Consider the following 24,809-nt stretch of genomic DNA (forward strand, 5'->3'; position numbering starts at 1 on the left):
ATTTCAATCGGACGAGTATCTATTCCTTTATTATGCTAGAAACACATTATTTTTTCACCTTTTACATCTGCATTTCGACAAAAAATGTCTTTTTTTTTAAAAGATAGGCTGTGTTATATTTGGCTGTTGATTTGCGCTACAGGCGCTACGCTTTCCGCGGGCTCGCCCGTGAGCCTCCTCGATCGTTCCGACCTGCGGGGTCTCACTCAGCTCGTGCATCCCGCAGGAGTCGAGCGCCCTCCGCTCCAATCAACAGGTTCTAAAATCAACAGTATCCATTAACACAGCCTTTTCATTAAAAAAATAAAAAGGCTGACATTTTACTTCTGTCAGACCTTTCCTGTTTATTATTTGCCTATTGAGCTGTCTTTCCCGTAAATCGCACCTGTTTCTGATTTTTTAGGAACCCGATACGTTAGCTCTCCACTGTAGATTTCCTCTAGAGCTTTTCCTACATGTTTGTAGGAAACATATTTAGGTAATCTTTCATCATGTGCTTGCTGCATAGCTCGAGCACGTTTTGCAGCAACGGAAACAAGAGAATATTTTGAATCAATTTTATTGAGTAATGAATCAATCGAAGGATATAACATTTATTTATTCAACCTCCAGTAATTTTTTATATCTATGTTCTACACGTTCTCTGCGGCAATGTTCCGCCACCACAATTGCTTTCACACGTTCACAAGCCAATTCTACTTGATCATTTTCTACAACATAATCGTATAATTCCATCATTTCAATTTCTTCGCGTGCAGATAACATCCGATTGTTGATTAACTCTTCTGTTTCTGTACCTCTTGTAACAATGCGGTTCTTTAACTCGGAAAGACTTGGCGGCATCAAGAAGATAAACAAACCTTCTGGAAATTTTTCCCTAACTTGACGTGCACCCTTTACTTCGATTTCTAAAAAAACGTCTTTTCCAGCATCCAAGGTTTCACGGACATAATCCACAGGTGTGCCATAATAATTACCCACAAACTGTGCATACTCTAATAGTTTCCCTTGTTCAATTAATATTTCAAATTCTTCCCGTGACTTAAAGAAGTAATCAATCCCATTGACTTCACCCGGACGAGGTGCACGTGTTGTTGCAGATATTGAGTATTCAAAAGCCGTGTCCGGATGGGAAAATATTTCTTTTCTAACTGTTCCTTTTCCGACACCAGATGGACCAGAAAATACGATAAGCAATCCTTTTTCCTGCATTTTCTATAATCCTACCCTTCTTCAATAATTTCATCACGGTCCGCCAGTCGATGGGCAACCGTTTCAGGCTGTACCGCTGATAAAATGACATGATCACTATCCATGACAATTACTGCACGAGTACGTCTTCCATATGTAGCATCAATCAATGAACCCCGATCCCGTGCATCTTGGATAATCCTCTTTATCGGAGCAGATTCAGGGCTTACAATTGAAATTATCCGATTGGCAGATACGATGTTTCCAAATCCAATATTAATCAACTTAATCGACATGATTATCATCCAATCATCAATAATATATTTTTGCCGTGTCAAACGTTTCCTAAACACTGTTATTCAATATTTTGAACTTGTTCCTTCAACTTCTCAAGCAAACTTTTGATATCTACTACCTTTTTTGTAATATTCGAGTCATTTGCTTTTGAACCAATCGTATTTGCTTCCCTATTCATTTCTTGAACAAGGAAATCAAGCTTTCTTCCAATTGGCTCTTGATCGTTTACTGTTTGCCTAAATTGCTGAATATGGCTTTTTAACCTTGTTAATTCTTCATTAATATCAACCTTATCAGCAAAAATAGCGACTTCAGTTAATACACGTGTTTCATCAAATTGTCCCTGAATGATTTCCTCAATTCGTTTCTGTAATCGTTCTCTATAGGCTGAGACAACCTCGGGTGCAAATTCCTTCAGTTCATCGATATGTGTATCTATTTGCTGTAAAGAAGTGAGCAGGTCCTTTCTTAGCTCTTCTCCTTCTGTTACTCGCATTTGTTTACATAGTAAAACAGCTTCTTCTGTTGCTTTTAGTACTAAATTTTCCAATTCTTCGCTGCCTTCATCAATTTCTTCGATATGTAAAAAATCATTACGGGTTAATAAATCTTGAAGTGATATTTTCCCTTCAATATTGAATCTATCTTGAGCTTGTTTGATAAACAGGTAATATTCTTCGAACAGCTTCCAATCAACCTGAATTTTTCGAGTAACGGCACCTTCCCCATCTATCATGATATAAACCTCAGCTCTGCCACGACGAAGATGCTCATTCAATTTTTTCTTTATTTTATCTTCAATCTTTAACAGCTGTCTGGGCATCCGAACATTTATTTCACTAAAGCGATGGTTGACCGTTTTTACTTCTACATTCACAGAAAAAGAGGCTGAGACAATCCTGCTTCGCCCGAAGCCCGTCATACTTATTACCATTAAGTACACTCCAATCTATTGAAGATGAGCGGCTAACCTATGTAAAGTATATTGCATTATTCTAGAAATTAACAAAAGGTAATAGAGTCACCTCTACTACCTCTTGGATTATAACACACTTTATTTTGTTTTTCTTAACAAAAATGATCCGGCTAGTAAAAAAGTTGGAATGGATGATAGTCCAATAATCAAAAGCCAGTCTTTTGCTAAGATTGGTAAGGTATGAAAAATTGGTTGAAATGGCGGGTAGTATATTACTGCAATCATCAGTGCAAGCGATGAAATAACTGCCCAAACAAGGTATTGATTCCCAAAAGGGTTTCTTGATAAGACAGACTTTTCACTTCTACAATCAAATACATGAATGAGCTGAGCCATCACTAATGTTGCAAATGCGATTGTCTGTGCATATGCCAGATTATCAGGATTCTGATCATAGACAATGATAAAGGCAAGCAGTGTTACAATTCCAATCAGAAACCCCCTTGAAACTACCTTCCAGCCTAAGCCTCTAGCAAAGACACCTTCATTTGGACTACGAGGCTTCCGCTTCATTACATCCTCTTCTGGCCGGTCAAGTCCTAATGCCATTGCTGGTAAACCATCCGTCACTAAATTAACCCAGAGAATTTGAATCGGAACGAGAGGAAGCGGCAGGGCTAAAATCATCGCAAACAACATAACCAATATTTCCCCTACATTTGAAGCAAGTAAATAGCGGACAAATTTCCGAATATTTTCATATATATTCCTGCCTTCTTCAATTGCCGACTTTATGGTTGCAAAATTATCATCTAATAATACAAGTGAAGATGCTTCTTTTGCCACATCTGTTCCCGTAATCCCCATTGCAACGCCGATATCTGCAGCTTTAATCGCAGGTGCGTCGTTAACACCATCACCTGTCATCGCGACAATATGTCCCCTATTTTGTAAAGCCTTGACGATTTTCAATTTATGTTCTGGTGAAACCCGGGCAAATACGGCTATATCATCAACTACTTCCTCAAGCTCCTCAACCGACATAGTTGATAAAGCATTTCCATCGAGAACCTTACTTTTCTTGGTTAAAATACCTAGCTGAGATGCAATGGCTTTAGCTGTAATAACATGGTCACCTGTAATCATTACTGTTTTAATACCTGCATCATTACATTCTTTCACAGCGTCTTTCACTTCAGGTCTTGGCGGATCAATCATCCCTTGAACACCAATAAACGTTAATTTCTTTTCTGCTTCCTGTTCACTAAGGATAACCGTATTCGTTGGAATAGGTTTAAAAGCAATTGCAATTGTTCTAAGCGCATTAGAAGCGAGGTTATTGATAGCCTCTTGAACCTGACCCTGGATATGTTGACCAAGATATTGTGTTTTGCCATCCCAGAGAATGGATTCACTCTTGCCAATAATCACATCCGGCGCGCCTTTTGTAACAATAAAATTCCTTCCTTGCTTATCTTTAACATGCATACTCATCATTTTTCTTGATGAGTCAAACGGAAATTCCTTGATTATTGTGAACTCATCTAATAGATTTGTTCGATCAAACCCCGCTTTCATCGCACTAACAAGTAACGCGCCTTCTGTTGGATCCCCGTCAAGAATGTAGTCTTCATCCTTCATGACTAAATCTGAATTATTACAAATCATCCCAAAAATAAGCATCTGCTGTAAAGCTTTCTCATCTTTTGGATGAACACGAGTATTTTCGCGGTAAAACTCTCCTTGAGGATGATATCCAACACCGTCAACTGTCCACGTATTCCCCCCGCTCCATAATTGGGTAACGGTCATTTTGTTTTGTGTCATTGTTCCTGTTTTATCAGAACAAATAACAGACGCACAGCCAAGTGTCTCTACTGCAGGCAGCTTCCTTACGATGGCATTTCTTTTAATCATTTTTTGAACTCCAAGTGACAAAGCAACAGTTACAATCGCTGGCAATCCTTCAGGTATAGCTGCAACAGCAAGAGAAACCCCTGCTAAGAACATCATATAAAGTTCATGTCCCTGTAAGACTCCGATTGCAACAACGAGAACGGTCAAGATTAATGCAACTGATATTAAAATTTTCCCTAGCTGCTCTAAGCGTCTCTGCAAAGGTGTCTCTTGCGTTTGGGCATTTTGGAGTAAATCAGCAATTTGCCCCATCGCTGTTTTCATACCAGTAGCGATGACTACTCCTACCCCGCTTCCCCTAGTAATCATGGTGCCCATGAAGGCAATGTTTTCCATATCACCAATTCCAGGGTTTATTGTTTTTAAGCTATCGATATGCTTTGAGACAGGAACGGATTCCCCAGTAAGGGCTGATTCCTCGATTTCTAAACTCCTTGATTCGATAATCCGAACATCCGCACCAATTCTGTCCCCGCTTGTAAATTTAATAATATCCCCGGCAACAATTTCCTTTGAAGGGATTTTCATCCACTGACCTTCCCGTAAAACGGAAACCTGTGGAGCAGATAATTCCTTTAGAGCTTGCAGAGATTTCTCTGCTCTTCTTTCTTGGAAAAAGCCAAGAACACCATTAATAATAACAATGGCTATAATTGCTACTGCATCAATGTACTCACCAAGTAATCCTGATAATAACGTGGCTGCGAGCAGCACTAAAACCATAAAATCTTTGAACTGACTAAAAAATAAGAGTAAAGCCGATTGCTTTTCCCCTTCCTGCAATTCATTAAGCCCATGTTTGGCTAGTCGTTTCTTTACTGCTTCTGGTGATAACCCAGAAGAAAAGTCGGTGTCTAAGGCCTTTTCTACTTGATTTATCTCCATCTCATGGAATTTCATCCGACCATCTCACTTCCCCCTTAATTGTATAAGACATGCTCATTGAAAAGCGGAAGCGCCTTGCACAGCCCCGACAGCTGCTTGCGGACCTGACGGGGAAGTCGTTCTTTGACTTCATCGGCAGGGTCGAAGCGTCTCGAGGGGCTAGGCGCTGCCGCTAGCCATCTAAAGAAAGCTTATTCAGCCTCGTCCCAAAAAATGCTATGATAATTAAGACAAGATATGATTAAGGTATGAACAAGTTAAAATGAGACATACTCTAACCTTGTAAGCTATACTAAAGGAATAAATATGTTTGAAGTAAAGGATGTTTTCCATGTCATTTGATGGTTTATTTACAAAAGCAATGGTTGAGGAACTCGCGCGCACCCTAAAGGGTGGCAGAATTAATAAAGTACACCAGCCTTATAAAAATGAAATAATTCTAACAATCCGTGCAAATGGAGTAAATAATAAATTATTATTTTCGGCGCACCCCAGCTATGCACGAGTTCAGCTTACTAATGAAGCCTACGAGAATCCTAGTGAACCACCTATGTTCTGTATGCTGCTTAGAAAACACATTGAGGGCTACCTATTAGAGGATGTATATCAAGTAGAAAATGATCGGATGATTATTTTTGAAATTAAAGGACGGAATGAAATCGGTGATGTTAGCTATAAACAGCTAATTATAGAAATAATGGGCAGGCACAGTAACATTGTACTAGTTGATAAAACCCGGAACATTATTCTCGACAGTGTTAAGCACGTTTCCTTTGCAGTAAATAGTCACAGAGCGATATTACCAGGCCAGCCTTATGTATACCCGCCAGAACAAAAAAAACAAAATCCATTTTTAGCAGTTGAAGAAGATGTATTGAGAAAAGTAGATTTTAATAGCGGCAAGCTTGAAAAGCAAATTGTGGAACATTTTGCTGGAACCTCACCACTATTCGCGAAAGAAGTCATTCACCAAAGTGGAATTGCCAATCGAGCAACAGTTCCAAAGACATTCATCAAAATGATTCAAAGGATTGGGAATGGGGAGTTAGAGCCTGCCATCATGTCAACTGGGAATAAGGATGTGTTTTACCTTTTTCCACTTGAACATGTAAAAGGAGAGGTAAAGAGCTTCAATTCTCTAAGCGAGTTGCTTGACCGCTTTTATTTTGGAAAGGCTGAACGAGACAGAGTAAAACAGCAAGGACATGATATTGAACGATTGATCATAAATGAAAAAGAAAAGAATGAAAAGAAAATTGAAAAATTGGAGGATACATTAAGAGAAGCGGAGAAAGCTGAGCAGCTCCAGCGCTACGGGGAGTTGTTGACAGCAAACCTCTATGCTGCCAAAAAGGGGATGAAAGAAATTGAAGTAATTGATTATTACGATGAAACTGGTGGCACAGTTGCCATTTCTTTGGATCCGAGGAAGACACCATCAGAAAATGCACAAAAGTATTTTTCCAAATACCAGAAGGCAAAAAATTCAGTTTCCATCGTAATTGAACAAATTGAAAAGGCACGTGAGGAAGTCTTATACTTTGACAATTTACTTCAACAGGTCCAGTCGGCGTCCCCTAAGGACATTCAAGAGATTCGTGATGAATTAATTGAAGGCGGTTATATCCGCAGCAGGCAAAAAAGAAATGCGAAGAAGATTTCCAATGCCAAACCGATTCTTGACTATTACCTTTCTTCTGATAGTACCGAGATTATTGTTGGTAAAAATAATAAGCAAAATGATTATTTAACCAATAAAGTTGCGGCACGAGATGAAATTTGGCTTCACACAAAGGACATCCCAGGCTCGCATGTTGTCATTCGCAGCAAAGAACCATCTGAAACAACCATTCATGAAGCAGCAAACTTAGCTGCTTATTATAGTAAAGCTCGTAATTCAAGCTCTGTCCCCGTCGATTTTACAAAGGTCCGGTATGTGAAAAAACCAAACGGAGCAAAACCTGGGTTTGTTATTTATGATAATCAACAGACTGTGTATGTTACCCCCAAAGATGAAATCGTTTTAAAACTGAAGAAAAAGTAAAAGGTCCCGAATTCGGGACCTTTTATTTATTCGAATCTCTTACTCCACTCTGCTGGAGCATTGCTCCAAGAAAGTAAACTTTCCTGGTCATCTTGGTTAATATAGCCTTTTTCAATGGCTACCTCTACAAGAGTTGCAAAATCAGTAAGCGATTCACTGATAATCTCTTCTTGTGTGAATGCTTCTTTCCCCTTGTCAAGCCCATATGTAAAAATGGAAACTACTCCAAGGACCTCGCATCCAGCTTCTCTTAATGCTTGTACAGCTGTAATGACACTGCCTCCAGTAGAGATTAAATCTTCTACCACAACAACCTTTTGCCCTTTTTCCACTTTACCTTCTATCTGATTACCTTTACCATGGCCTTTTGCACTCGACCGGACATAGCACATTGGTGCGTTTAATAGCTCACTGACCCATGCCGCATGAGGGATTCCTGCTGTTGCTGTACCTGCAATGATTTCTGCTCCCGGAAAATTCTCTTGGATAAGTGACTGTAGCCCTTTCGCAATCTCTCTTCTTACTTCCGGATAGGAGAGTGTTAAACGGTTATCACAATAGATAGGTGAACGTAATCCTGAAGTCCAAGTAAACGGGTCGTTTGGCTTCAACGCAACCGCATGGATTGATAATAATTTTTCAGCAATTAATTTTTTCATAGTTGTTTTCTCCTCCATGCATCCTGCCATTTTTCATAGCTTTTTACTGAATCATTCGATCTTGTAATCGAACGTCCTACCACAATCGATGTTACACCCGCATTTCTTGCAAATTCAGGAGTGGCGATCCGTTTTTGGTCTCCTGAATTGTCTTCTTCCATCCTGATACCAGGGGTAACCGTATAAAACGTATCACCCAGGGCTTCCCTAATGGATGATGCCTCCCACGCGGAGCAAACTACTCCATCTAACCCTGATTCTATTGCTAATGAGGCATAATGAAGGACGGATTGTTCAAGAGATGCTGAAATAAGCTGTTCTTTATTCATCTGCTCTTCTGATGTGCTTGTTAGTTGTGTAACAGCAATACAGGCTGGACGCTTCCTTCCTGCAGCCGTACCCTCATCTAAGCCTTCTAATGCCGCAGACATCATCTCTCTGCCGCCAGCAGCATGCACGTTTACAAGGTCACATTCTAGCCTTGCAAGGCCCTTCATCGCACTCTTCACTGTATTCGGAATGTCATGAAGCTTTAAATCCAAGAAAATTCGATGACCATTATTTTTTAAATAATGAACGATTTCAGGACCTTCCTGATAAAATAACTCCATCCCAACTTTTACAAAAAGCTGCTTACCGTTAAAAGGTTGTAAAAATTTCTCTACTTCTTTACGATTTGCAAAATCAAGCGCGATGATGAGTGCGTTGTCCATGCTCCCGCCAGCTCCTTCCCGTGCATTCACTGATGTGTTCATAACCTAAATGATCTAGCTGCAAAGGTAACTCCTCGATGATGGTAGGACACACGAACGGATCCACAAAATTCGCTGTACCTACGGCAACCGCACTTGCCCCTGCATAAAAGAATTCAATCACATCTTCAGCAGACTCAATCCCGCCCATCCCAATAATCGGGATAGTTACAGCTTGACTTACTTCATAAATCATTCGTAAGGCAACAGGTTTAATCGCTGGCCCAGATAACCCACCAGTACGGTTGGCTAAAATCGGCTTACCTGTTTTAATATCCAGTCTCATTCCAACGAGCGTATTAATCATGGTTAACCCATCAGCCCCGCCCGCTTCTACCGCTTTTGCCATTTCAACAATATTTGTCACGTTCGGTGAAAGCTTTACATATACCGGTACATCTGATACTTCCTTAACCCTCTTAGTTAACTGCTTAGCAACTTCAGGAATCGTACCAAAAGCAATTCCTCCCGTTTTTACATTGGGGCAGGAAATATTTAATTCTAATGCATGCACATTTGAAGCTTTAGAAATGCTTCGTGCGACCTCGATATAATCTTCTTCCAGCGAACCTGCGACATTCGCAATAATTGGGACATCATACTGTGCTAACCATGGCAATTCATTGCTCAACACACTCGCTAAACCGGGATTTTGCAGACCGATGGCATTGAGCATCCCTGCGGATGTTTCTGCAACCCTTGGGGTAGGATTGCCGAATCTAGGTTCCACCGTTGTTGCTTTAATCATAATGGCACCGAGTTTACTCAAATCATAGAATTGGCTATATTCCTTGCCAAAACCAAAGCATCCGGAAGCAGGCATGATGGGGTTTTTTAATTTTAAGCCAGGTAAATCGATGTTCAATTTACTCATAGTACTACCTCCCCGGCACGGAATACTGGACCATCACTGCAAACTTTTTTATAGGATACATCTTCAAGCTCATTGCTTGTTTTGCATACACAAGCAAAGCATGCTCCTACCCCGCAGCCCATTCTTTCTTCTAATGATAAAAATACTTTCTTATGAGAATACTCTTTTTCAATTGCTTTTAGCATAGGGGTCGGTCCGCAAGTATATAGACAATCAAATTCTAATTCGTTGATAACGTTCGTTACAAAGCCTTTTTTTCCATATGAACCATCAACGGTTGTAATATAGGTTTCTCCATTTTCCAAGAATTCATTTTCATAAAAAACTGCCGATTGAGTTTGGAACCCCAGAACATGAATCACCTTAACCCCTTTTGCAATAAGCTGTTTAGATAGCTCATATAGAGGAGGAACACCTATTCCTCCACCAACTAATAATGCAGTTTCCCCTACATTTACTTCATTAACAGGAAATCCATTTCCAAGGGGACCGAGTATATCAAGCAGCATCCCCTTATCTTTTTCAGCCAGGAGTGCCGTCCCTTTTCCTTCTTTTCGATAGATCATGGTAAATTGTGAATTCAACCTATTAATAGATGAAATACTGATCGGTCTGCGTAAAAGTGGATCTAGTGCCTTGTCAATCCGAATATGCACGAACTGTCCAGGTGCGCTAATCTCATTTACGAAATTGGCTTCAACTGTTAATTCAAAAATGTCTTTAGCGATTTCTTCTTGGGAGATGATTTTGCATAATTCTTTTCTAATCAAGCAAAAACAGCCTCCTTTTCCTCTATAGCCATGGCTTCAGCTGAAAAATTCATTGACTCTATTACTTTCAGAATGGCGTCTGCTGTATCTAATGACGTTAAGCATGGAACTCCATTTTCAACTGCTTCTCGACGGATTCTAAAGCCATCACGTTCTGGCTGTTTTCCCTTTGTAAGTGTGTTGATGATGAACTGAGCTTCCCCATTATGAATGACATCGAGTAATGTTTTTCCTTCTGAGCCAATCTTTCCGATTACTTTTACTCGCAGTCCAGCAGACTCTAGTACAGCCGCTGTCCCACCGGTAGCCATAAGTCCGTAGCCGTTTGCCGCAAATCGTTTTGCAAGCTTTAATGATTCTTGTTTGTCTTTATCTGCAACTGTAAACAAGACAGTACCAAATTTTTGAATCTTCATTCCAGAAGCTACTAATCCTTTGTAAAGTGCTTTTTCCAGCGTACTATCTTTACCCATTACCTCACCAGTTGATTTCATTTCAGGTCCGAGTGTGATATCAACATTTCTTAACTTAGCAAAAGAGAAAACTGGAACTTTTACATAAACACCTTTCTTTTCAGGAACAATTCCTGGTTTGTATCCTTGTTCAGTTATTGAAACTCCCAAAATCGCTTTTGTAGCAATTTTAGCCATTGGTATATTGGTTATTTTACTTAAAAACGGAACCGTACGACTTGAACGTGGATTCACTTCAAGAACATATACTTGACCCTTTGCTAATACATACTGAATATTTAACAGACCTACGATATTTAAACCTAAAGCCATTTTTTCTGTATATTCTACGAGCGTTTGTTTCACGCTGTCTGATAATGTTTGTGGCGGATATACGGCAATCGAATCCCCAGAATGGACTCCTGCACGTTCAATATGCTCCATAATTCCAGGTATCAATACATTTTTCCCGTCACAAATGGCGTCCACTTCAATTTCCTGGCCTGTTAAGTAGCGGTCTATTAACACCGGATGTTCTGGATTAATTTTAACGGCATTTTCCATATAATGAAGCAGTTCTTCTTGTCGATAAACGATTTCCATCGCTCTGCCACCGAGTACATAAGAAGGACGAACAAGAACAGGGTAACCAATTTCATTTGCAATGCCAACAGCTTCTGCTACTGATAATGCCGTTTTTCCTAGGGGCTGAGGAATCTTGAGTTTTTCAAGAGCTTGTTCAAACTTATCCCGATTCTCGGCACGATCTAAATCCTCAAGGCTTGTTCCGAGAATTTTTACTCCGTTTTCTTCTAATTTTGCAGCAAGATTAATGGCTGTCTGTCCACCGAATTGAACAACAACACCCATTGGTTTTTCTAAATCGATTATACTCATGACATCTTCAATCGTTAATGGCTCAAAGTATAGCTTATCGGAGATACTGAAATCAGTCGAAACGGTTTCTGGATTATTATTAATAATAATCGCTTCATAGCCCGCTTCTTTAATCGCTTTGACAGAATGAACGGTTGCATAATCAAACTCAATCCCCTGTCCAATGCGAATCGGACCTGAGCCGAGAACAATAACGCTTTTTCTATCGGTTACAATCGATTCATTTTCTTCCTCATACGTTCCATAATAATAAGGTGTTTCTGACTCAAATTCAGCTGCACAAGTATCTACCATTTTATAAACTGGAATTAACCCATAATCCTTGCGCAGGCTGTAAATATCCTCTTCCTTTTGTTCCCAAAGCTCAGCAACCTTTTTATCTGAAAAGCCCTTTTGTTTTGCTTCCTTAAGAACTTCCATATTCATTGGGTTGTCAGCAATTTTTGTTTCTAATTCGATGATTCCTTGAAACTTGTGCAAGAAAAATAAGTCGATTTGACTCCATTCATGAATGGTTTCTACTGTTATACCACGTTTAATTGCTTCTGCGATGTAAAAGAGTCTTTCATCTCCAGCTTTGCAAATTCGTTTTTCTAGTAATTCATTATTGATTTCAGCCGCTCCATTTAATTCAAAATGGTGAACGCCGGTTTCTAGCGAACGAATCGCTTTTAATAACGATTCCTCAAATGTACGGCCAATCGCCATTACTTCGCCTGTTGCTTTCATTTGCGTTCCAAGTGACCGGTTCCCTGATTCAAATTTATCAAATGGCCACCTAGGAATTTTGGTAACAATGTAATCGAGAGCAGGTTCGAAGCTAGCGTACGTTTTCCCTGTAACAGGGTTAAGCATTTCATCTAATGTTAAGCCTACTGCAATTTTTGCTGCTAGCTTTGCAATCGGATAGCCGGTTGCTTTTGAAGCAAGAGCAGAGGAACGGCTTACCCTTGGATTAACTTCGATAATATAGTAGTTAAAGCTATATGGGTCCAGGGCTAACTGAACATTACAGCCACCTTCTATTCCAAGTGTACGAATGATTTTAAGTGAAACATTTCTTAATAGCTGATATTCTCTATCGCTTAATGTTTGACTAGGTGCAACTACAATCGAATCACCTGTATGAACACCTACTGGATCAATGTTTTCCATATTACATACAACAATCGCATTGTCATTTCCATCACGCATTACTTCGTATTCGATTTCTTTAAACCCTGCAATACTTTTCTCAAGCAGGCATTGATTAACCGGACTGCTTTTCAAACCACTTGCTACGATTTCGTCAAGCTCCTCTGAATTATGGCAGATTCCGCCGCCAGTTCCTCCAAGCGTATAGGCAGGACGTACAATGACTGGAAATCCAATTTTTTCAACGAATGCACGGGCTTCAGCCAATTCATGGATAATTTCACTATCTGGAACAGGCTCATTAAGTTCATTCATGAGGCTGCGAAATAAGTCACGGTCCTCCGCTTGTTTAATCGCTGATAATTTCGTTCCTAGGATCTCAACCTCACACTCATCTAAGACTCCGGAGTTTGCTAATTCAACCGCAAGATTCAGACCTGTTTGACCGCCAAGAGTAGCCAAAAGTGCATCAGGACGTTCCTTACGTATGATTCTGCTTACAAATTCTTCTGTTAATGGCTCAATATAGACAGCGTCGGCAATCTCTGTATCCGTCATAATTGTCGCTGGATTTGAATTGACAAGGATTACACGATAACCTTCTTCTTTAAGGGCAATACAGGCCTGCGTGCCTGCATAATCAAATTCTGCTGCCTGACCGATGACAATTGGTCCGGAACCAATGACTAATATGGAGTTTATATCTGTACGTTTAGGCATGTTGTGTAACCTCCTGTTTTTCAGACTCAATCATTGCAAGAAACTGATCGAATAAATAGTTGGCATCTTCTGGTCCTGGTGAAGCCTCTGGATGGTATTGAACGGTGAAGGCAGGATAATCCAAATGCTTTAAGCCCTCTACAGTTCCATCATTTAAAGCGATATGAGTAACAACAAGTCTTGTATCCAATAATGACTTTTCTTCAACCGTAAAGCCATGATTTTGTGCCGTAATAGCAATTTTCCCAGTTGCTAAATCCTTAACAGGATGGTTTGATCCTCGGTGACCGAATTTCATTTTGATTGTATTAGCTCCAGATGCTAAGGCAAATAATTGATGTCCAAGACAAATTCCAAATAACGGTACTAAGCCCAAAACCTGCTTAATCATATGGATGGCTTCTGGGACGTCTTTTGGATCCCCAGGTCCATTCGATAACATAATTCCATCGGGACGCAATTGGAGAATTTCATCAGCGGTTGTATGATAAGGAACCACGACAACATCACAATTCCGTTTATTTAATTCTCGTAAAATACCATGCTTCATCCCAAAGTCAACGAGCACAATTCTTTTTCCTCGCCCTGGGCTTGGGTAAGAATTTTTTGTAGAGACGCTTCTGACTTGATCAATTGGAAGCTTCGTCTGTCGTAGTTTACTAATTACTTCATTTGGGTCACTTTCAATTGAGCAGATTGCTCCTTTTAAGGTCCCGTACTTTCGAATAATCCTCGTTAATTTACGTGTATCAATACCTGCAATTCCAGGAATTTTTTTCATTTTAAAGTATTCATCAATCGTAAATTCACTTCTCCAATTGGAAGGGAATTCAGTAGCGTCTTTCACAATAAAGCCTTTCACAGCTGGGTTAATCGTTTCAAAATCGTCTCGGTTAATCCCGTAATTTCCAATCAATGGATAAGTTAACATCACAATCTGACCGCAATAGGATGGATCAGAAAGTATTTCTTGATAGCCAGTCATTCCTGTATTAAAAACGACTTCTCCGATGGAATCCATATGACTTCCAAATCCTTCACCGATAAATATCGTTCCATCTTCTAATATTAGCTGTGCTTTCATGCTGTAACACTTCCCTTTTCCCATACTATTTTGCCGCTCGCGATTGTCATTTGCGGCCAGCCCTTACAAGGCCAACCTGCAAATGGTGTATTTTTTCCTTTAGATAAGAATTCTTGTGGGTCAATGACTCTTTCTTCCTGCAGGTCTAATAGAACAATGTCTGCAGGAGCTCCTACCTCAATGGTTCCAAATGGAAGAGAAAAGGTGTCTGCCGGTTTTTTCGTCAAAAACTCAATTAATTGTTCAAGTGTGATAATGTTCTTTAAGACAAAATGAGTATAAAGAAGGGGGAACGCTGTTTCTAAACCAACAATACCAAAAGGAGCTAACTCCATCCCCTCATCTTTTTCTTCCTTTGTATGCGGTGCATGATCAGTTGCAATAAAATCAATTGTTCCGTCCAATAATCCTTCAATTAATGCATCCCAATCTGCAGTATCGCGAAGTGGAGGATTCATTTTATAATTCGGGTCAATCCCCGGGATATCATCTTGTGTTAATAATAAGTGGTGTGGTGTTACTTCCGCCGTGACATTAATTCCCGCTCGCTTTGCGTCCCGTATCACTCGGACAGATTCTTTTGTACTAACATGACAGACATGATAATGGCACCCTGCTGCTTCAGCAAGTAATACATCCCTAGCAATCTGAACAGACTCGCAAACGGATGGAATTCCGTTTAAGCCATTTCTTTCTGAAAAAGATCCTTCATGCACACAACCCTTATTTATTAATGTGTCTTCTTCACAATGGGCAACAATGGCCACATTCGCTTCAGCGGCCTTACGCATAGCCTTTAACATCATATCTGCTGACTGAACACCAACACCATCATCGGTAAATGCAAATGCTCCTGCCTTTTTTAATGCCTCAAAGTCTGTTAACTCTTTTCCAAGTTGTCTTATTGTGATTGACGCATAAGGTAAAACCCTTACGTTTGCAGTCTCTTCGATTCTTTTCTGTACCCATTCCATTTGTTCTTTAGAATCCGGAACAGGTCTTGTATTTGGCATTGCTGCTAAGGTAGTGTAACCACCTCTAGCCGCTGCGAGTGTACCTGTTGCAATCGTTTCTTTTTTCTCACCGCCAGGCTCGCGGAGGTGGACATGTAAATCGATAAATCCTGGTGATACCAACTTACCGGCTGCATTCACTATTTTGTCTACTGTTTCCTCTATCTTCTGTTCGATTTTCGCAATCATTCCATCTTCTATTAAAATATCAGCCTGATTTGTTTCCCCGTTAGATGCTGTGTAACTGGCGTTCTGGATAAGTATTTTCATTCCCATACACTCCTTTTATACTTTCTAATGATCTCTTTAAGACAGCCATTCTTACATAAACTCCATTTTCCATCTGCTTAAAGATTCTTGAACGTTTGCATTCGACTAGCTTATCTGATATTTCAACATTTCGATTTACGGGAGCGGGGTGCATAATGATACTATTTGGTTTCATGTTTTGCTCTCTTTCCAAGGTAAGACCAAACTGTTTATGGTAATCTGCTGCTGTATAGCTACCCTTCTTTTGATGGCGTTCATGTTGAACACGAAGGAGCATGACAACATCAGCTTCAGCTATTGCTTCATCAATTGGTCTAAATCTAGAAGCACTTAGACTGTGATGATCAAACCATTCAATTGGACCAGAGAAAATAACTTCCGCTCCTAATCTTGTAAGTGTATCTGCATTGGACCGTGCTACTCTGCTATGCCTAATGTCACCTATTACAGCGATTTTCAATCCTGAAAACCGACCAAACTCCTGATAAATGGTTAAAAGGTCTAAAAGTGATTGTGTGGGATGATGACCGCAGCCATCTCCTCCATTAATAACCGGAATCGTTACTTTTCCAACAAGTTCATCAAAGTAACGATCTTGCCCGTGGCGGATAACAATAGCATTTACGCCAATCGATTCGAGGGTTTTTACTGTATCGTACAATGTCTCACCTTTTTGTACACTCGAGGTTTGAACTTCAAATGGAATGACATCTAAGCCTAATCTTCTCTCAGCGATTTCAAAACTTGATTTTGTTCTTGTACTATTCTCAAAAAATAGGTTTGCTGCAAATAATTGTTCTTCCGGCCGCCATTTCATTCCATCAGCAAATTTCTGCGCGTCAGATAAAATTTGATAAATCTCCTCTACTTTTAACTCATTTGTCGTTAGTAAGTGATTTAGCATGCTTTTCCCACCTCCAATTTTGATAAAAAAAACCCTGATCCTCTTCGATCAGGGTGCAAAAATCTAACCAAGTCCATCATTGTTCCACACAATGATTATGGCACTTAGCAATACACCCTTATAGCCTCACTGGACTACTTTTAAAAGGTTGATTATTCTTATGCAGTTTTTTCATTTTTCTTTTCTGCTGATTGTTCAAACATATCTTCACTTACTGGTTCTCTACCAGGAAGGATTAAGTGTAAAAGGACACCTGCTATTGCTGCAAAGGCCATTCCTTGAATTTGGAAGGATTCGGATACTTTAATAAAGGCACCGCCAATTCCGATGACAAGTATGACAGATGAAATTACCAAGTTACGATTGTTTCCAAAGTCAATCTTACTGTCAACAAGCATTCGCAAACCCGATGAAGCAATAATTCCAAAGAGCAAAATCGAAACCCCACCCATTACAGGTGTTGGGATCGTACTGATTAAGGCTGTTATTTTACCGATAAAACCAAAGATTGTAGCGAGAACAGCAGCACCTGCAACTACATACACACTGTAGACTTTTGTTATTGCAAGAACACCAATGTTCTCTCCATAAGTAGTTTTGGGAGGTCCGCCAATCAATGCTGAAATAATCGTTGCTGTCCCGTCCCCCAATATTGAGCGGTGTAATCCAGGTTCTTTAATGTAGTCACGCCCAACGACTTTACTAAGGACAAGCTGGTGACCAATATGTTCTGAAAGCGTGACGACAGCGACTGGTACCATTAGAAGCGCTAAGTCCCACGTAATTTTAACCTCGTAGCTTACAAACGGGATAATAAATTCAGGCATTTCAAACCAAGATGCTTCTAATACTGGCTTAAAATCAACAATACCGATGGCAAAAGAGTAGAGATAACCGATAACTATTCCTGCCAAGATTGGGATTATACTTAACATTCCTCGCATGTAAATCGTAAAAATAATGGTTGCTGCTAACGTTACCAGTGCTGCAGAGAAGTGAAGCAAGCTATACTCACCTGCCGGGTTGTTCATCGCCATACCAACCGCTGTACCAGCTAGAGCTAAACCGATTACGATAATCACTGGTCCAACAACTATCGGAGGCAGTAAATTCATAATCCAGCGATGACCAGCTTTACTAATCACTAGAGCAACAATTCCGTAAACTAGACCTGCAAGGAAGGAACCAATCATGGCACCGCCTGGACCAGCTGTTGCTTTCGCCGCGATGACTGGCGCAATAAATGCAAAGGAAGAACCAAGATATGCCGGTACTTGCCATTTTGTTATCAATAAGAAAGCTAAGGTTCCTAAGCCGCTTGAAATTAAGGCGATTGCCGGACTTAGTCCGACAAGATAAGGAACAAGAATGGTCGCGCCAAACATGGCGAATAAATGTTGTAAACTTAAAGTAAGCCATTGGATTGGTTTTGGAATGTCTTGTACGTCTAAGATAGGTTTACTGTTCAATTTCTTCTCCTCCAAAAACTTTCTATTTCTATAGTGTGTGTTTTTTAAATAAAAAAAACCTCTTCGTCCATGACAGGATTAGGAGGGTTTTTTCCATGCCGAAAAGAAATATTTACGGCCGCTTCCCCCCTTTTCCAGCCTCACAGGACTGTATTTAAAAGGGTAACTATTTACTTTTCAAAGATACTTACTTGGTCTATCTGATCGGCTTCAAGTAATTCAACAACTACTTTTTCACTACTCGATGTAGGTATGTTCTTACCAACATAATCCGCACGGATTGGAAGCTCTCGGTGGCCGCGGTCAACCAGAACAGCAAGTTGAATGGTTGAGGGACGTCCAAGATCCATAATCGCGTCTAGCCCTGCTCTAACTGTTCTGCCAGTATATAAGACATCGTCAACGAGAATAACTTTCTTATCTTTCATTTCAACCGGAATATCTGACCCCTTAACAAGCGGTTCTTGATCCTCTGTTTTTTTAGTTAAATCATCACGATAAAGTGTTATATCTAATTCTCCAACTGGTATAGGTTTTCCTTCAATTTCTTCGATTTTGACTGCAAGTCTCTCGGCTATGAATATTCCCCTAGTCCGAATACCTACCAGCACACAATCTTCAATCCCTTTATTTTTTTCAATAATTTGATGTGCAATTCTTGTTAACGCCCTTCCAATTGCTTGTTCATCTAGTACTACTGCTTTTTGGTTCATTTTTACACCCGCCTACTATAATAAAAAAACCTCTCACATTGGGAGGTGAGAGGTACAAGAGTTTGTTAGGTAAGGGCATAGAGTTATCCCAACCAACTTATCCGTTCCTTCTCAGCCTCACAGGACTGATTTAAAGGCATATTCAACTGTTGTTATCGTACTTTAATTCGACAAATATGTCAACGACTTTTTCGGAGCTGTTCTAATACCTCTTCAAATTCTTCAGGTAAAGCTGCTTCGAATTCTAAGTATTCATTCGTTCTTGGATGGTTAAATCCAAGAATTCCAGCATGCAAGGCCTGTCCATTAATATCAAGCGTTTTTTTCGGACCATACTTTGGGTCCCCTGCAAGTGGATAGCCAATATATTTCATATGGACACGAATTTGGTGTGTTCTTCCTGTCTCCAATTGACACTCAACAAACGTAAAATCCTTAAACCGCTCGATCACATGGAAATGAGTAACAGCATGCTTGCCATTATCCACAACCGTCATACTTTGCCGATCCCTCGTATCTCGGCCCAGCGGAGCGTCAATCGTTCCAAAGTCGTGCGGAATCACCCCATGCACAATTGCTCGATACTTTCGAGTAACTGTTTTTTCCACTAATTGGTTAACAAGCTTTTCATGTGCCATATCATTCTTAGCCACCATCAGAAGCCCAGAAGTGTCTTTATCAATGCGGTGAACGATTCCAGGTCTTAATACACCATTGATACCGGATAAATCCTTACAATGAGCCATTAAGCCATTTACAAGTGTACCTGTTAAATGACCAGGTGCGGGATGAACGACCATGCCGCTTGGTTTATTAACGACTAGAACATCTTTATCTTCGAAATAAATTTCTAGGTCCATCTCTTCTGGAATTACATCTAGTAACTCTGGATCTGGAATGGTTATCTCAATCAAATCATTTACACTGCACTTGTAATTTGTCTTTATCGTTTGTCCATTTACAAGGACATTGCCCTCTTTTATCCATTGCTGAACTTGAGTGCGTGACCATTCTTCATCTAAAGTTGAAATAACCTTATCAATTCGATCACCTTTTTGTTGCTCAAGAATGGTGTGTTCCATTTTCTCCATATGATTTCTCCTTTGTTTCTCGCTCATCACGCAGCATTTGAATCATCAATAATATTACGCCAATGACTAAAGCCGAATCCGCAACATTAAATACTGGGAAGTTATAATTGAAAATATACGTGTGAATAAAATCAACAACTTCTTTTCGTATCAGCCGGTCAATAAAATTACCTATTGCTCCGCCAAGCATAAATGCCAGGGATACACCTAACAGCAATTTACCCTTTGCTTCTTTTTGAATGTAATAAATGATCGCAATAATTACTATAGCGGTAATCACATAAAAGAACCACATCTGTCCTTGCAGGATACCCCATGCAGCCCCACGATTTCGGTGTGAGGTAATATACAAAAAATCCTCAACAATCGGAATACTCTCACCTAAGTGCATTTTAGTAACAATCAGCCACTTCGTCACTTGGTCTAATAAAATAATAAAAATTGCGATTAAATAATAAAACACTAAGGAATACCCCCATCTCACGCGTTGACTTTACCCTTAGCATTTTAGCATAATCTTGAAAGAAACAACAATGGAAGGTTAAAAAAGGTCGGAAATAATTGGTTTTCGATAATAGTGCTCCAAATTTTCGGAATCCTTTGAGGATTTTATCGTTGGCATCATCTTCAACAGATCTTCGGGTAAAGGTTCACCTGACGTTTCACAATGTCCGAAATTCCCATCCTCTAGCTTTTGAATAGCAGATGTTATATCTGCAAGTTCATCCTTTAATATGGGGACCATCCACTCGTTATCCTGCTTATTTTTTAATGATTTTAAAATCTCTAATTGTGTTTTACGGAGTTCCAAAAAAAGCTGTTGCTGCATTGCATTCATAGTGTAACCTCCGTTAAAGTCATTTCTTATATTATCTCCGCGTAATCATAGACTGACACGGAAAAACATTTGACATCAACTACAACAATTAACGGAATAGGATAAAAAATGAAAAACCCCATGAATGAATCATGGGGCTTTACTTTTATGCTAAGTGTGAATAGTTTCCTTTAACTACTTCTGCACAGCGTGGGCAAAGTGTTGGGTGCTCACTGTCTTGACCGACTTCAGGAGTCACTACCCAGCAGCGTTCACAGGTTTCGCCTTCCGCTTTGGTAACAACAATAGCAGCCGTATCTAACTTCATTGCATTTTCAGGTGCTTGATGATAACTTCCTGCAACTTCAAATGCTGAGATGATAAATAGCTGTTGCACATTCTCGTGAATGGAGTTTAACAAGTCTTTCGTATTTTCATTCACATATAAAGAAACCTTAGCCGTTAAAGATTTACCAATAACCTTTTGATTTCTAGCTTCTTCAAGTGCCTTTAATACATCATCGCGCAGCTTCATGAATGCAGTCCATTTTTCTTCCAAAGCTTTTGCATTATCAAGCTCCTGATATTCAGGCATATCGGTAAGTTGTGCGCTTTCTTCTGTAACAGCAGGAATGAATTTCCAAACCTCGTCTGCAGTATGAGGAAGAATTGGAGTAACTAACTTTGTTAATGCAACTAATGAATCGTAAAGAACTGTTTGGATGGCACGTCGTTCATGGTCATTAACTGACTCGATATAAAGAACATCCTTAGCAAAATCAAGATAGAACGCACTTAAATCAAGGGTACAGAAATTATTAACCGCATGGTAAATTCCAGCGAACTCGTAATTTTCATAGGCATTTAAAGAATATTTGATTAGCTTATTTAATTTTACAAGCATAAATTGATCCACTTCACGAAGGTTTTCATATGAAACCCTATCACTGGCAGGATTGAAGTCGGATAAGTTACCAAGTAAGAAACGGAAGGTGTTACGGATTTTTCGATACACCTCTGCAACCTGTTTCAAAATAGCATCAGAAACACGAACATCTGCCTGATAATCAACCGAAGCAACCCAAAGCCTTAGAATATCTGCTCCTAATTGTTTCATGACTTTCTCAGGAACAACAACATTTCCTAATGATTTACTCATCTTTCTGCCATCACCATCTAAGGCAAATCCATGACTTAATACTCCTTTGTAAGGCGCTTTCCCAGTCACAGCTACCGCAGTCGATAACGAAGAGTTAAACCAGCCGCGATATTGGTCTGAACCTTCTAGATAAAGATCTGCTGGTCGAACTAAGTCTTCTCTTTCTAAGAGAACCGCTTGATGTGAAGAACCAGAATCGAACCAAACATCCATGATATCTGTTTCTTTTGTAAATAATCCATTCGGACTGCCTGGATGTGTGAAGCCTTCTGGTAAAAGATCCTTCGCTTCACGCTCAAACCAGATATTTGAACCGTATTCACGGAATAAACCTGAAACATGTTCAATCGTTTCATCCGTAATGATTTCCTCACCATTTTCAGCATAGAACACTGGGATTGGAACTCCCCATACACGCTGGCGGGAAATACACCAATCGCCGCGATCACGAACCATATTAAATAGTCGTGTTTCACCCCATGCTGGTACCCACTTTGTTTCTTTTACAGCTTCGAGCAGGTCATCACGGAAGTCTTTAATCGATGCGAACCATTGTGCTGTAGCTCGGAAGATTACAGGCTTTTTTGTTCTCCAATCATGCGGATAGGAGTGAGTGATAAACGATAGCTTTAAGAGAGCTCCTGCCTCTTCTAATGCTTCTCCAATTGGCTTGTTTGCAGTTTCGTAAAATAATCCTTCGAAACCTGGAGCTTCACTTGTCATTACACCTTTATCATCCACAGGGCAAAGTACTTCAAGTCCATACTTTTGACCAACATGGAAGTCATCCTCCCCGTGTCCCGGAGCTGTATGAACGCAGCCTGTTCCAGCGTCCGTTGTGACATGTTCACCTAGCATTACTAAGGAGTCACGATCATATAATGGGTGTGCGGCAAGGATATTCTCTAATTCATTTCCTTTTACCTTTTGAACAACAGCAGCATCTTCCCAGCCTATTTCCTTCGTTACTGCTTCTAGAAGAGCTTCCGCCACTAAATATTTATTGCTATTCGCTTCAACCACTACATAGGTTAGGTCTGGGTGAACGGAAATTCCTAAGTTAGCTGGAATTGTCCAAGGTGTTGTCGTCCAGATGACAATTTGGACATCTGTATCAAGAACACCTTTTCCATCCTTAACTTTAAAGCCCACATAAATAGAAGGTGATTTTTTATCTTGATATTCAATTTCAGCTTCAGCAAGAGCTGATTCACTTGAAGGGGACCAATATACAGGCTTAAGACCTTTATAGATATAGCCTTTTTTCGCCATTTCCCCAAAGACTTTAATCTGCTGCGCCTCATATTCTGGCTTTAGTGTAATATACGGATTTTCCCAATCACCACGAACACCAATGCGTTTAAATTGTTCACGCTGATTGCTTACTTGTTCAAGGGCATATTTTGTACAAAGCTGACGGAATTCTGCTACCGTCATCTCTTTCCGTTTTACTCCCTTATTCGTTAACGCCTGCTCAATTGGCAAACCATGTGTATCCCAGCCTGGAACATATGGTGCATTAAAGCCGCTCATTGATTTAAAGCGAACAATCATGTCTTTTAATACTTTGTTGAGGGCGTGACCCATATGAATATCTCCATTGGCATATGGAGGGCCATCATGAAGCACAAATATTGGACGCCCAGCAGTACGCTCCTGAACCTTTTTGTAAATATTCATTTCTTCCCACTTAGCCTGCATTTCAGGCTCTCTTTGTGGAAGATTGCCACGCATAGGAAATTCAGTTTTTGGCATTAATAACGTATCTTTATACTCCATTTTTATTCCTCCTGTACACTCATCATAAACAGAATAGCCAATAGACAAATAAAAAAACCCTCTCATCCCATAAAAGGGACGAGAAGGTTTTATTCCCGCGGTACCACCCTGATAGATAGTACAAATAGGTACTATCCTCTTGAAGATTCGTAACGTGAATAACCCGCCACAACTTACTCTTCTTCAGAAAAGAGTTTCAGTCTGGGACTCAAGGGTGATCTTCCAATTCCTCTCCTTTACCAGGCTTCCACCATCCCCCGGCTCGCTAACAAAAGTTTTGAAAAATTGTACTGTCCCTGTCATTGTCATTTAACATTCTTTATAATCTATTAAGAAATTATATGCGAAATAATGCCAATTCGTCAAGCTAAAGAATCCTCTTCTTCGTGAATCTTTAGTTCAGTTGCGTCAACTTCATACTCTAATAGATGATCCCAATCATCTGTATTTAACATATCAAGCTGAGCTTCGATCAACATTTTGAAACGAGTACGGAATACTTTTGATTGTTTCTTCAGATCTTCGATTTCAAGAGCAATTTTTCTAGCTTTTGAAAGGGACTCATTTACAATCCGGTCAGCATTCTTTTCTGCTTCCTTTATAATAAGCTTAGCTTCCTTTTGTGCATTTCGTTTTACATCTTCACCAGCTTCTTGTGCGATAATAATTGACTTGTTTAGCGTTTCTTCAATATTCACAAAATGACCAAGACGGTCCTTCATCTCATTTAAACGCTCTTCCATTTCCTTCTTTTCACGAAGGACTAATTCATAATCCTTAATGACTTGGTCTAAAAATTCATTTACCTCGTCTTCATCGTAACCACGAAAACCTTTATTAAATTCTTTATTGTGAATATCTAACGGCGTTAACGGCATGATGCCACCTCCAAGTATCTTTCTTCTAATGTATGTATAGCTGTTTTCGTAATGATTGTTGTTAAAATCCGAAAGCCGATTTTAACGTGGAAATAGTTATTTTGCGCTTTAGAATTTAGTTTGC

General features: G+C 39.8%; 21 protein-coding genes and 1 other annotated feature. Of the genes, 1 reads left to right on the forward strand and 20 read right to left on the reverse strand.

Annotation, left to right across the window (positions count from 1 at the left end):
- Positions 1–347: 347 nt before the first annotated feature.
- The 5 genes from rpoZ to J2Y03_RS06680 all read right to left on the reverse strand — a co-directional run bounded on the left by rpoZ (position 348) and on the right by J2Y03_RS06680 (position 5,221).
- Positions 348–593 (reverse strand): DNA-directed RNA polymerase subunit omega, encoded by a 246-nt coding sequence (rpoZ, locus tag J2Y03_RS06660; RefSeq protein WP_132086001.1) that lies wholly within the window; start codon positions 591–593, stop codon positions 348–350.
- A gap of 4 nt (positions 594–597) precedes the next feature.
- Entirely contained in the window at positions 598–1,212 is a 615-nt protein-coding gene (gene gmk / locus J2Y03_RS06665) for a guanylate kinase (protein WP_310192144.1), read from the reverse strand.
- Positions 1,213–1,223: 11 nt separating this feature from the next.
- Positions 1,224–1,487 carry an extracellular matrix/biofilm regulator RemA gene (gene remA, locus J2Y03_RS06670; RefSeq protein WP_132085997.1) on the reverse strand — a complete coding sequence of 88 codons (264 nt, stop codon included), beginning with the start codon at positions 1,485–1,487 and terminating at the stop codon, positions 1,224–1,226.
- Between the two features lie 59 nt (positions 1,488–1,546).
- Positions 1,547–2,422 carry a YicC/YloC family endoribonuclease gene (locus tag J2Y03_RS06675; protein ID WP_310192146.1) on the reverse strand — a complete coding sequence of 292 codons (876 nt, stop codon included), beginning with the start codon at positions 2,420–2,422 and terminating at the stop codon, positions 1,547–1,549.
- A gap of 120 nt (positions 2,423–2,542) precedes the next feature.
- On the reverse strand, positions 2,543–5,221 hold the full coding sequence (locus J2Y03_RS06680; protein WP_310192148.1) for a calcium-translocating P-type ATPase, SERCA-type: 2,679 nt from the start codon (positions 5,219–5,221) through the stop codon (positions 2,543–2,545).
- 316 nt (positions 5,222–5,537) lie between these two features.
- Here J2Y03_RS06680 and J2Y03_RS06685 point away from each other — a divergent pair, with 316 nt between their 5' ends.
- Positions 5,538–7,250: an Rqc2 family fibronectin-binding protein gene (locus tag J2Y03_RS06685; protein WP_310192151.1), complete on the forward strand. Its 1,713-nt coding sequence runs from the start codon at positions 5,538–5,540 to the stop codon at positions 7,248–7,250.
- A 26-nt stretch (positions 7,251–7,276) separates the two neighbouring features.
- On the opposite strand, the gene pyrE is transcribed toward J2Y03_RS06685, so the two are convergent.
- The 15 genes from pyrE to J2Y03_RS06760 form a co-directional block, all read right to left on the reverse strand.
- Positions 7,277–7,909, reverse strand: a complete 633-nt coding sequence (pyrE, locus tag J2Y03_RS06690) for an orotate phosphoribosyltransferase (RefSeq protein ID WP_132085989.1) — start codon at positions 7,907–7,909, stop codon at positions 7,277–7,279.
- Complete coding sequence (gene pyrF, locus J2Y03_RS06695) at positions 7,906–8,622, reverse strand: orotidine-5'-phosphate decarboxylase (protein ID WP_310193014.1); 717 nt, start codon at positions 8,620–8,622, stop codon at positions 7,906–7,908. Before pyrF ends, pyrE begins: the two co-directional genes overlap by 4 nt.
- Positions 8,594–9,535 (reverse strand): dihydroorotate dehydrogenase, encoded by a 942-nt coding sequence (locus tag J2Y03_RS06700; RefSeq protein WP_310192154.1) that lies wholly within the window; start codon positions 9,533–9,535, stop codon positions 8,594–8,596. The genes pyrF and J2Y03_RS06700 overlap by 29 nt, the downstream gene beginning before the upstream one ends.
- Positions 9,532–10,305, reverse strand: a complete 774-nt coding sequence (locus J2Y03_RS06705) for a dihydroorotate dehydrogenase electron transfer subunit (RefSeq protein ID WP_310192157.1) — start codon at positions 10,303–10,305, stop codon at positions 9,532–9,534. The genes J2Y03_RS06700 and J2Y03_RS06705 overlap by 4 nt, the downstream gene beginning before the upstream one ends.
- Positions 10,302–13,508: a carbamoyl-phosphate synthase large subunit gene (carB, locus tag J2Y03_RS06710; RefSeq protein WP_310192160.1), complete on the reverse strand. Its 3,207-nt coding sequence runs from the start codon at positions 13,506–13,508 to the stop codon at positions 10,302–10,304. Before carB ends, J2Y03_RS06705 begins: the two co-directional genes overlap by 4 nt.
- Positions 13,501–14,592 (reverse strand): carbamoyl phosphate synthase small subunit, encoded by a 1,092-nt coding sequence (locus J2Y03_RS06715; protein ID WP_310192162.1) that lies wholly within the window; start codon positions 14,590–14,592, stop codon positions 13,501–13,503. Before J2Y03_RS06715 ends, carB begins: the two co-directional genes overlap by 8 nt.
- Positions 14,589–15,875, reverse strand: a complete 1,287-nt coding sequence (locus J2Y03_RS06720; protein WP_310192164.1) for a dihydroorotase — start codon at positions 15,873–15,875, stop codon at positions 14,589–14,591. The genes J2Y03_RS06715 and J2Y03_RS06720 overlap by 4 nt, the downstream gene beginning before the upstream one ends.
- Positions 15,835–16,779, reverse strand: a complete 945-nt coding sequence (locus J2Y03_RS06725; RefSeq protein ID WP_310192167.1) for an aspartate carbamoyltransferase catalytic subunit — start codon at positions 16,777–16,779, stop codon at positions 15,835–15,837. The genes J2Y03_RS06720 and J2Y03_RS06725 overlap by 41 nt, the downstream gene beginning before the upstream one ends.
- A gap of 158 nt (positions 16,780–16,937) precedes the next feature.
- The gene (locus tag J2Y03_RS06730) at positions 16,938–18,248 is read right to left on the reverse strand and encodes a solute carrier family 23 protein (protein ID WP_396954177.1); all 1,311 of its coding nucleotides are present in this window, start codon (positions 18,246–18,248) and stop codon (positions 16,938–16,940) included.
- Positions 18,249–18,418: 170 nt separating this feature from the next.
- A complete protein-coding gene (gene pyrR / locus J2Y03_RS06735) occupies positions 18,419–18,961 on the reverse strand; it encodes a bifunctional pyr operon transcriptional regulator/uracil phosphoribosyltransferase PyrR (RefSeq protein WP_132085971.1) in 543 nt (180 codons plus the stop codon).
- 179 nt (positions 18,962–19,140) lie between these two features.
- Positions 19,141–20,052 (reverse strand): RluA family pseudouridine synthase, encoded by a 912-nt coding sequence (locus J2Y03_RS06740; RefSeq protein ID WP_310192173.1) that lies wholly within the window; start codon positions 20,050–20,052, stop codon positions 19,141–19,143.
- The gene (gene lspA / locus J2Y03_RS06745) at positions 20,024–20,515 is read right to left on the reverse strand and encodes a signal peptidase II (RefSeq protein WP_310192176.1); all 492 of its coding nucleotides are present in this window, start codon (positions 20,513–20,515) and stop codon (positions 20,024–20,026) included. The genes J2Y03_RS06740 and lspA overlap by 29 nt, the downstream gene beginning before the upstream one ends.
- Positions 20,516–20,593: 78 nt before the next feature.
- Positions 20,594–20,890 carry a hypothetical protein gene (locus J2Y03_RS06750; protein WP_132085965.1) on the reverse strand — a complete coding sequence of 99 codons (297 nt, stop codon included), beginning with the start codon at positions 20,888–20,890 and terminating at the stop codon, positions 20,594–20,596.
- Positions 20,891–21,035: 145 nt separating this feature from the next.
- Positions 21,036–23,807, reverse strand: a complete 2,772-nt coding sequence (ileS, locus tag J2Y03_RS06755; RefSeq protein ID WP_310192180.1) for an isoleucine--tRNA ligase — start codon at positions 23,805–23,807, stop codon at positions 21,036–21,038.
- A gap of 71 nt (positions 23,808–23,878) precedes the next feature.
- Positions 23,879–24,119, reverse strand: a binding site (T-box leader).
- A gap of 50 nt (positions 24,120–24,169) precedes the next feature.
- Positions 24,170–24,685, reverse strand: a complete 516-nt coding sequence (locus J2Y03_RS06760; protein ID WP_132085961.1) for a DivIVA domain-containing protein — start codon at positions 24,683–24,685, stop codon at positions 24,170–24,172.
- Positions 24,686–24,809: the final 124 nt, after the last annotated feature.

Origin of the sequence: Neobacillus niacini (genome assembly GCF_031457145.1) — a bacterium.
GTDB lineage: Bacteria > Bacillota > Bacilli > Bacillales > Cytobacillaceae > Neobacillus > Neobacillus niacini_J.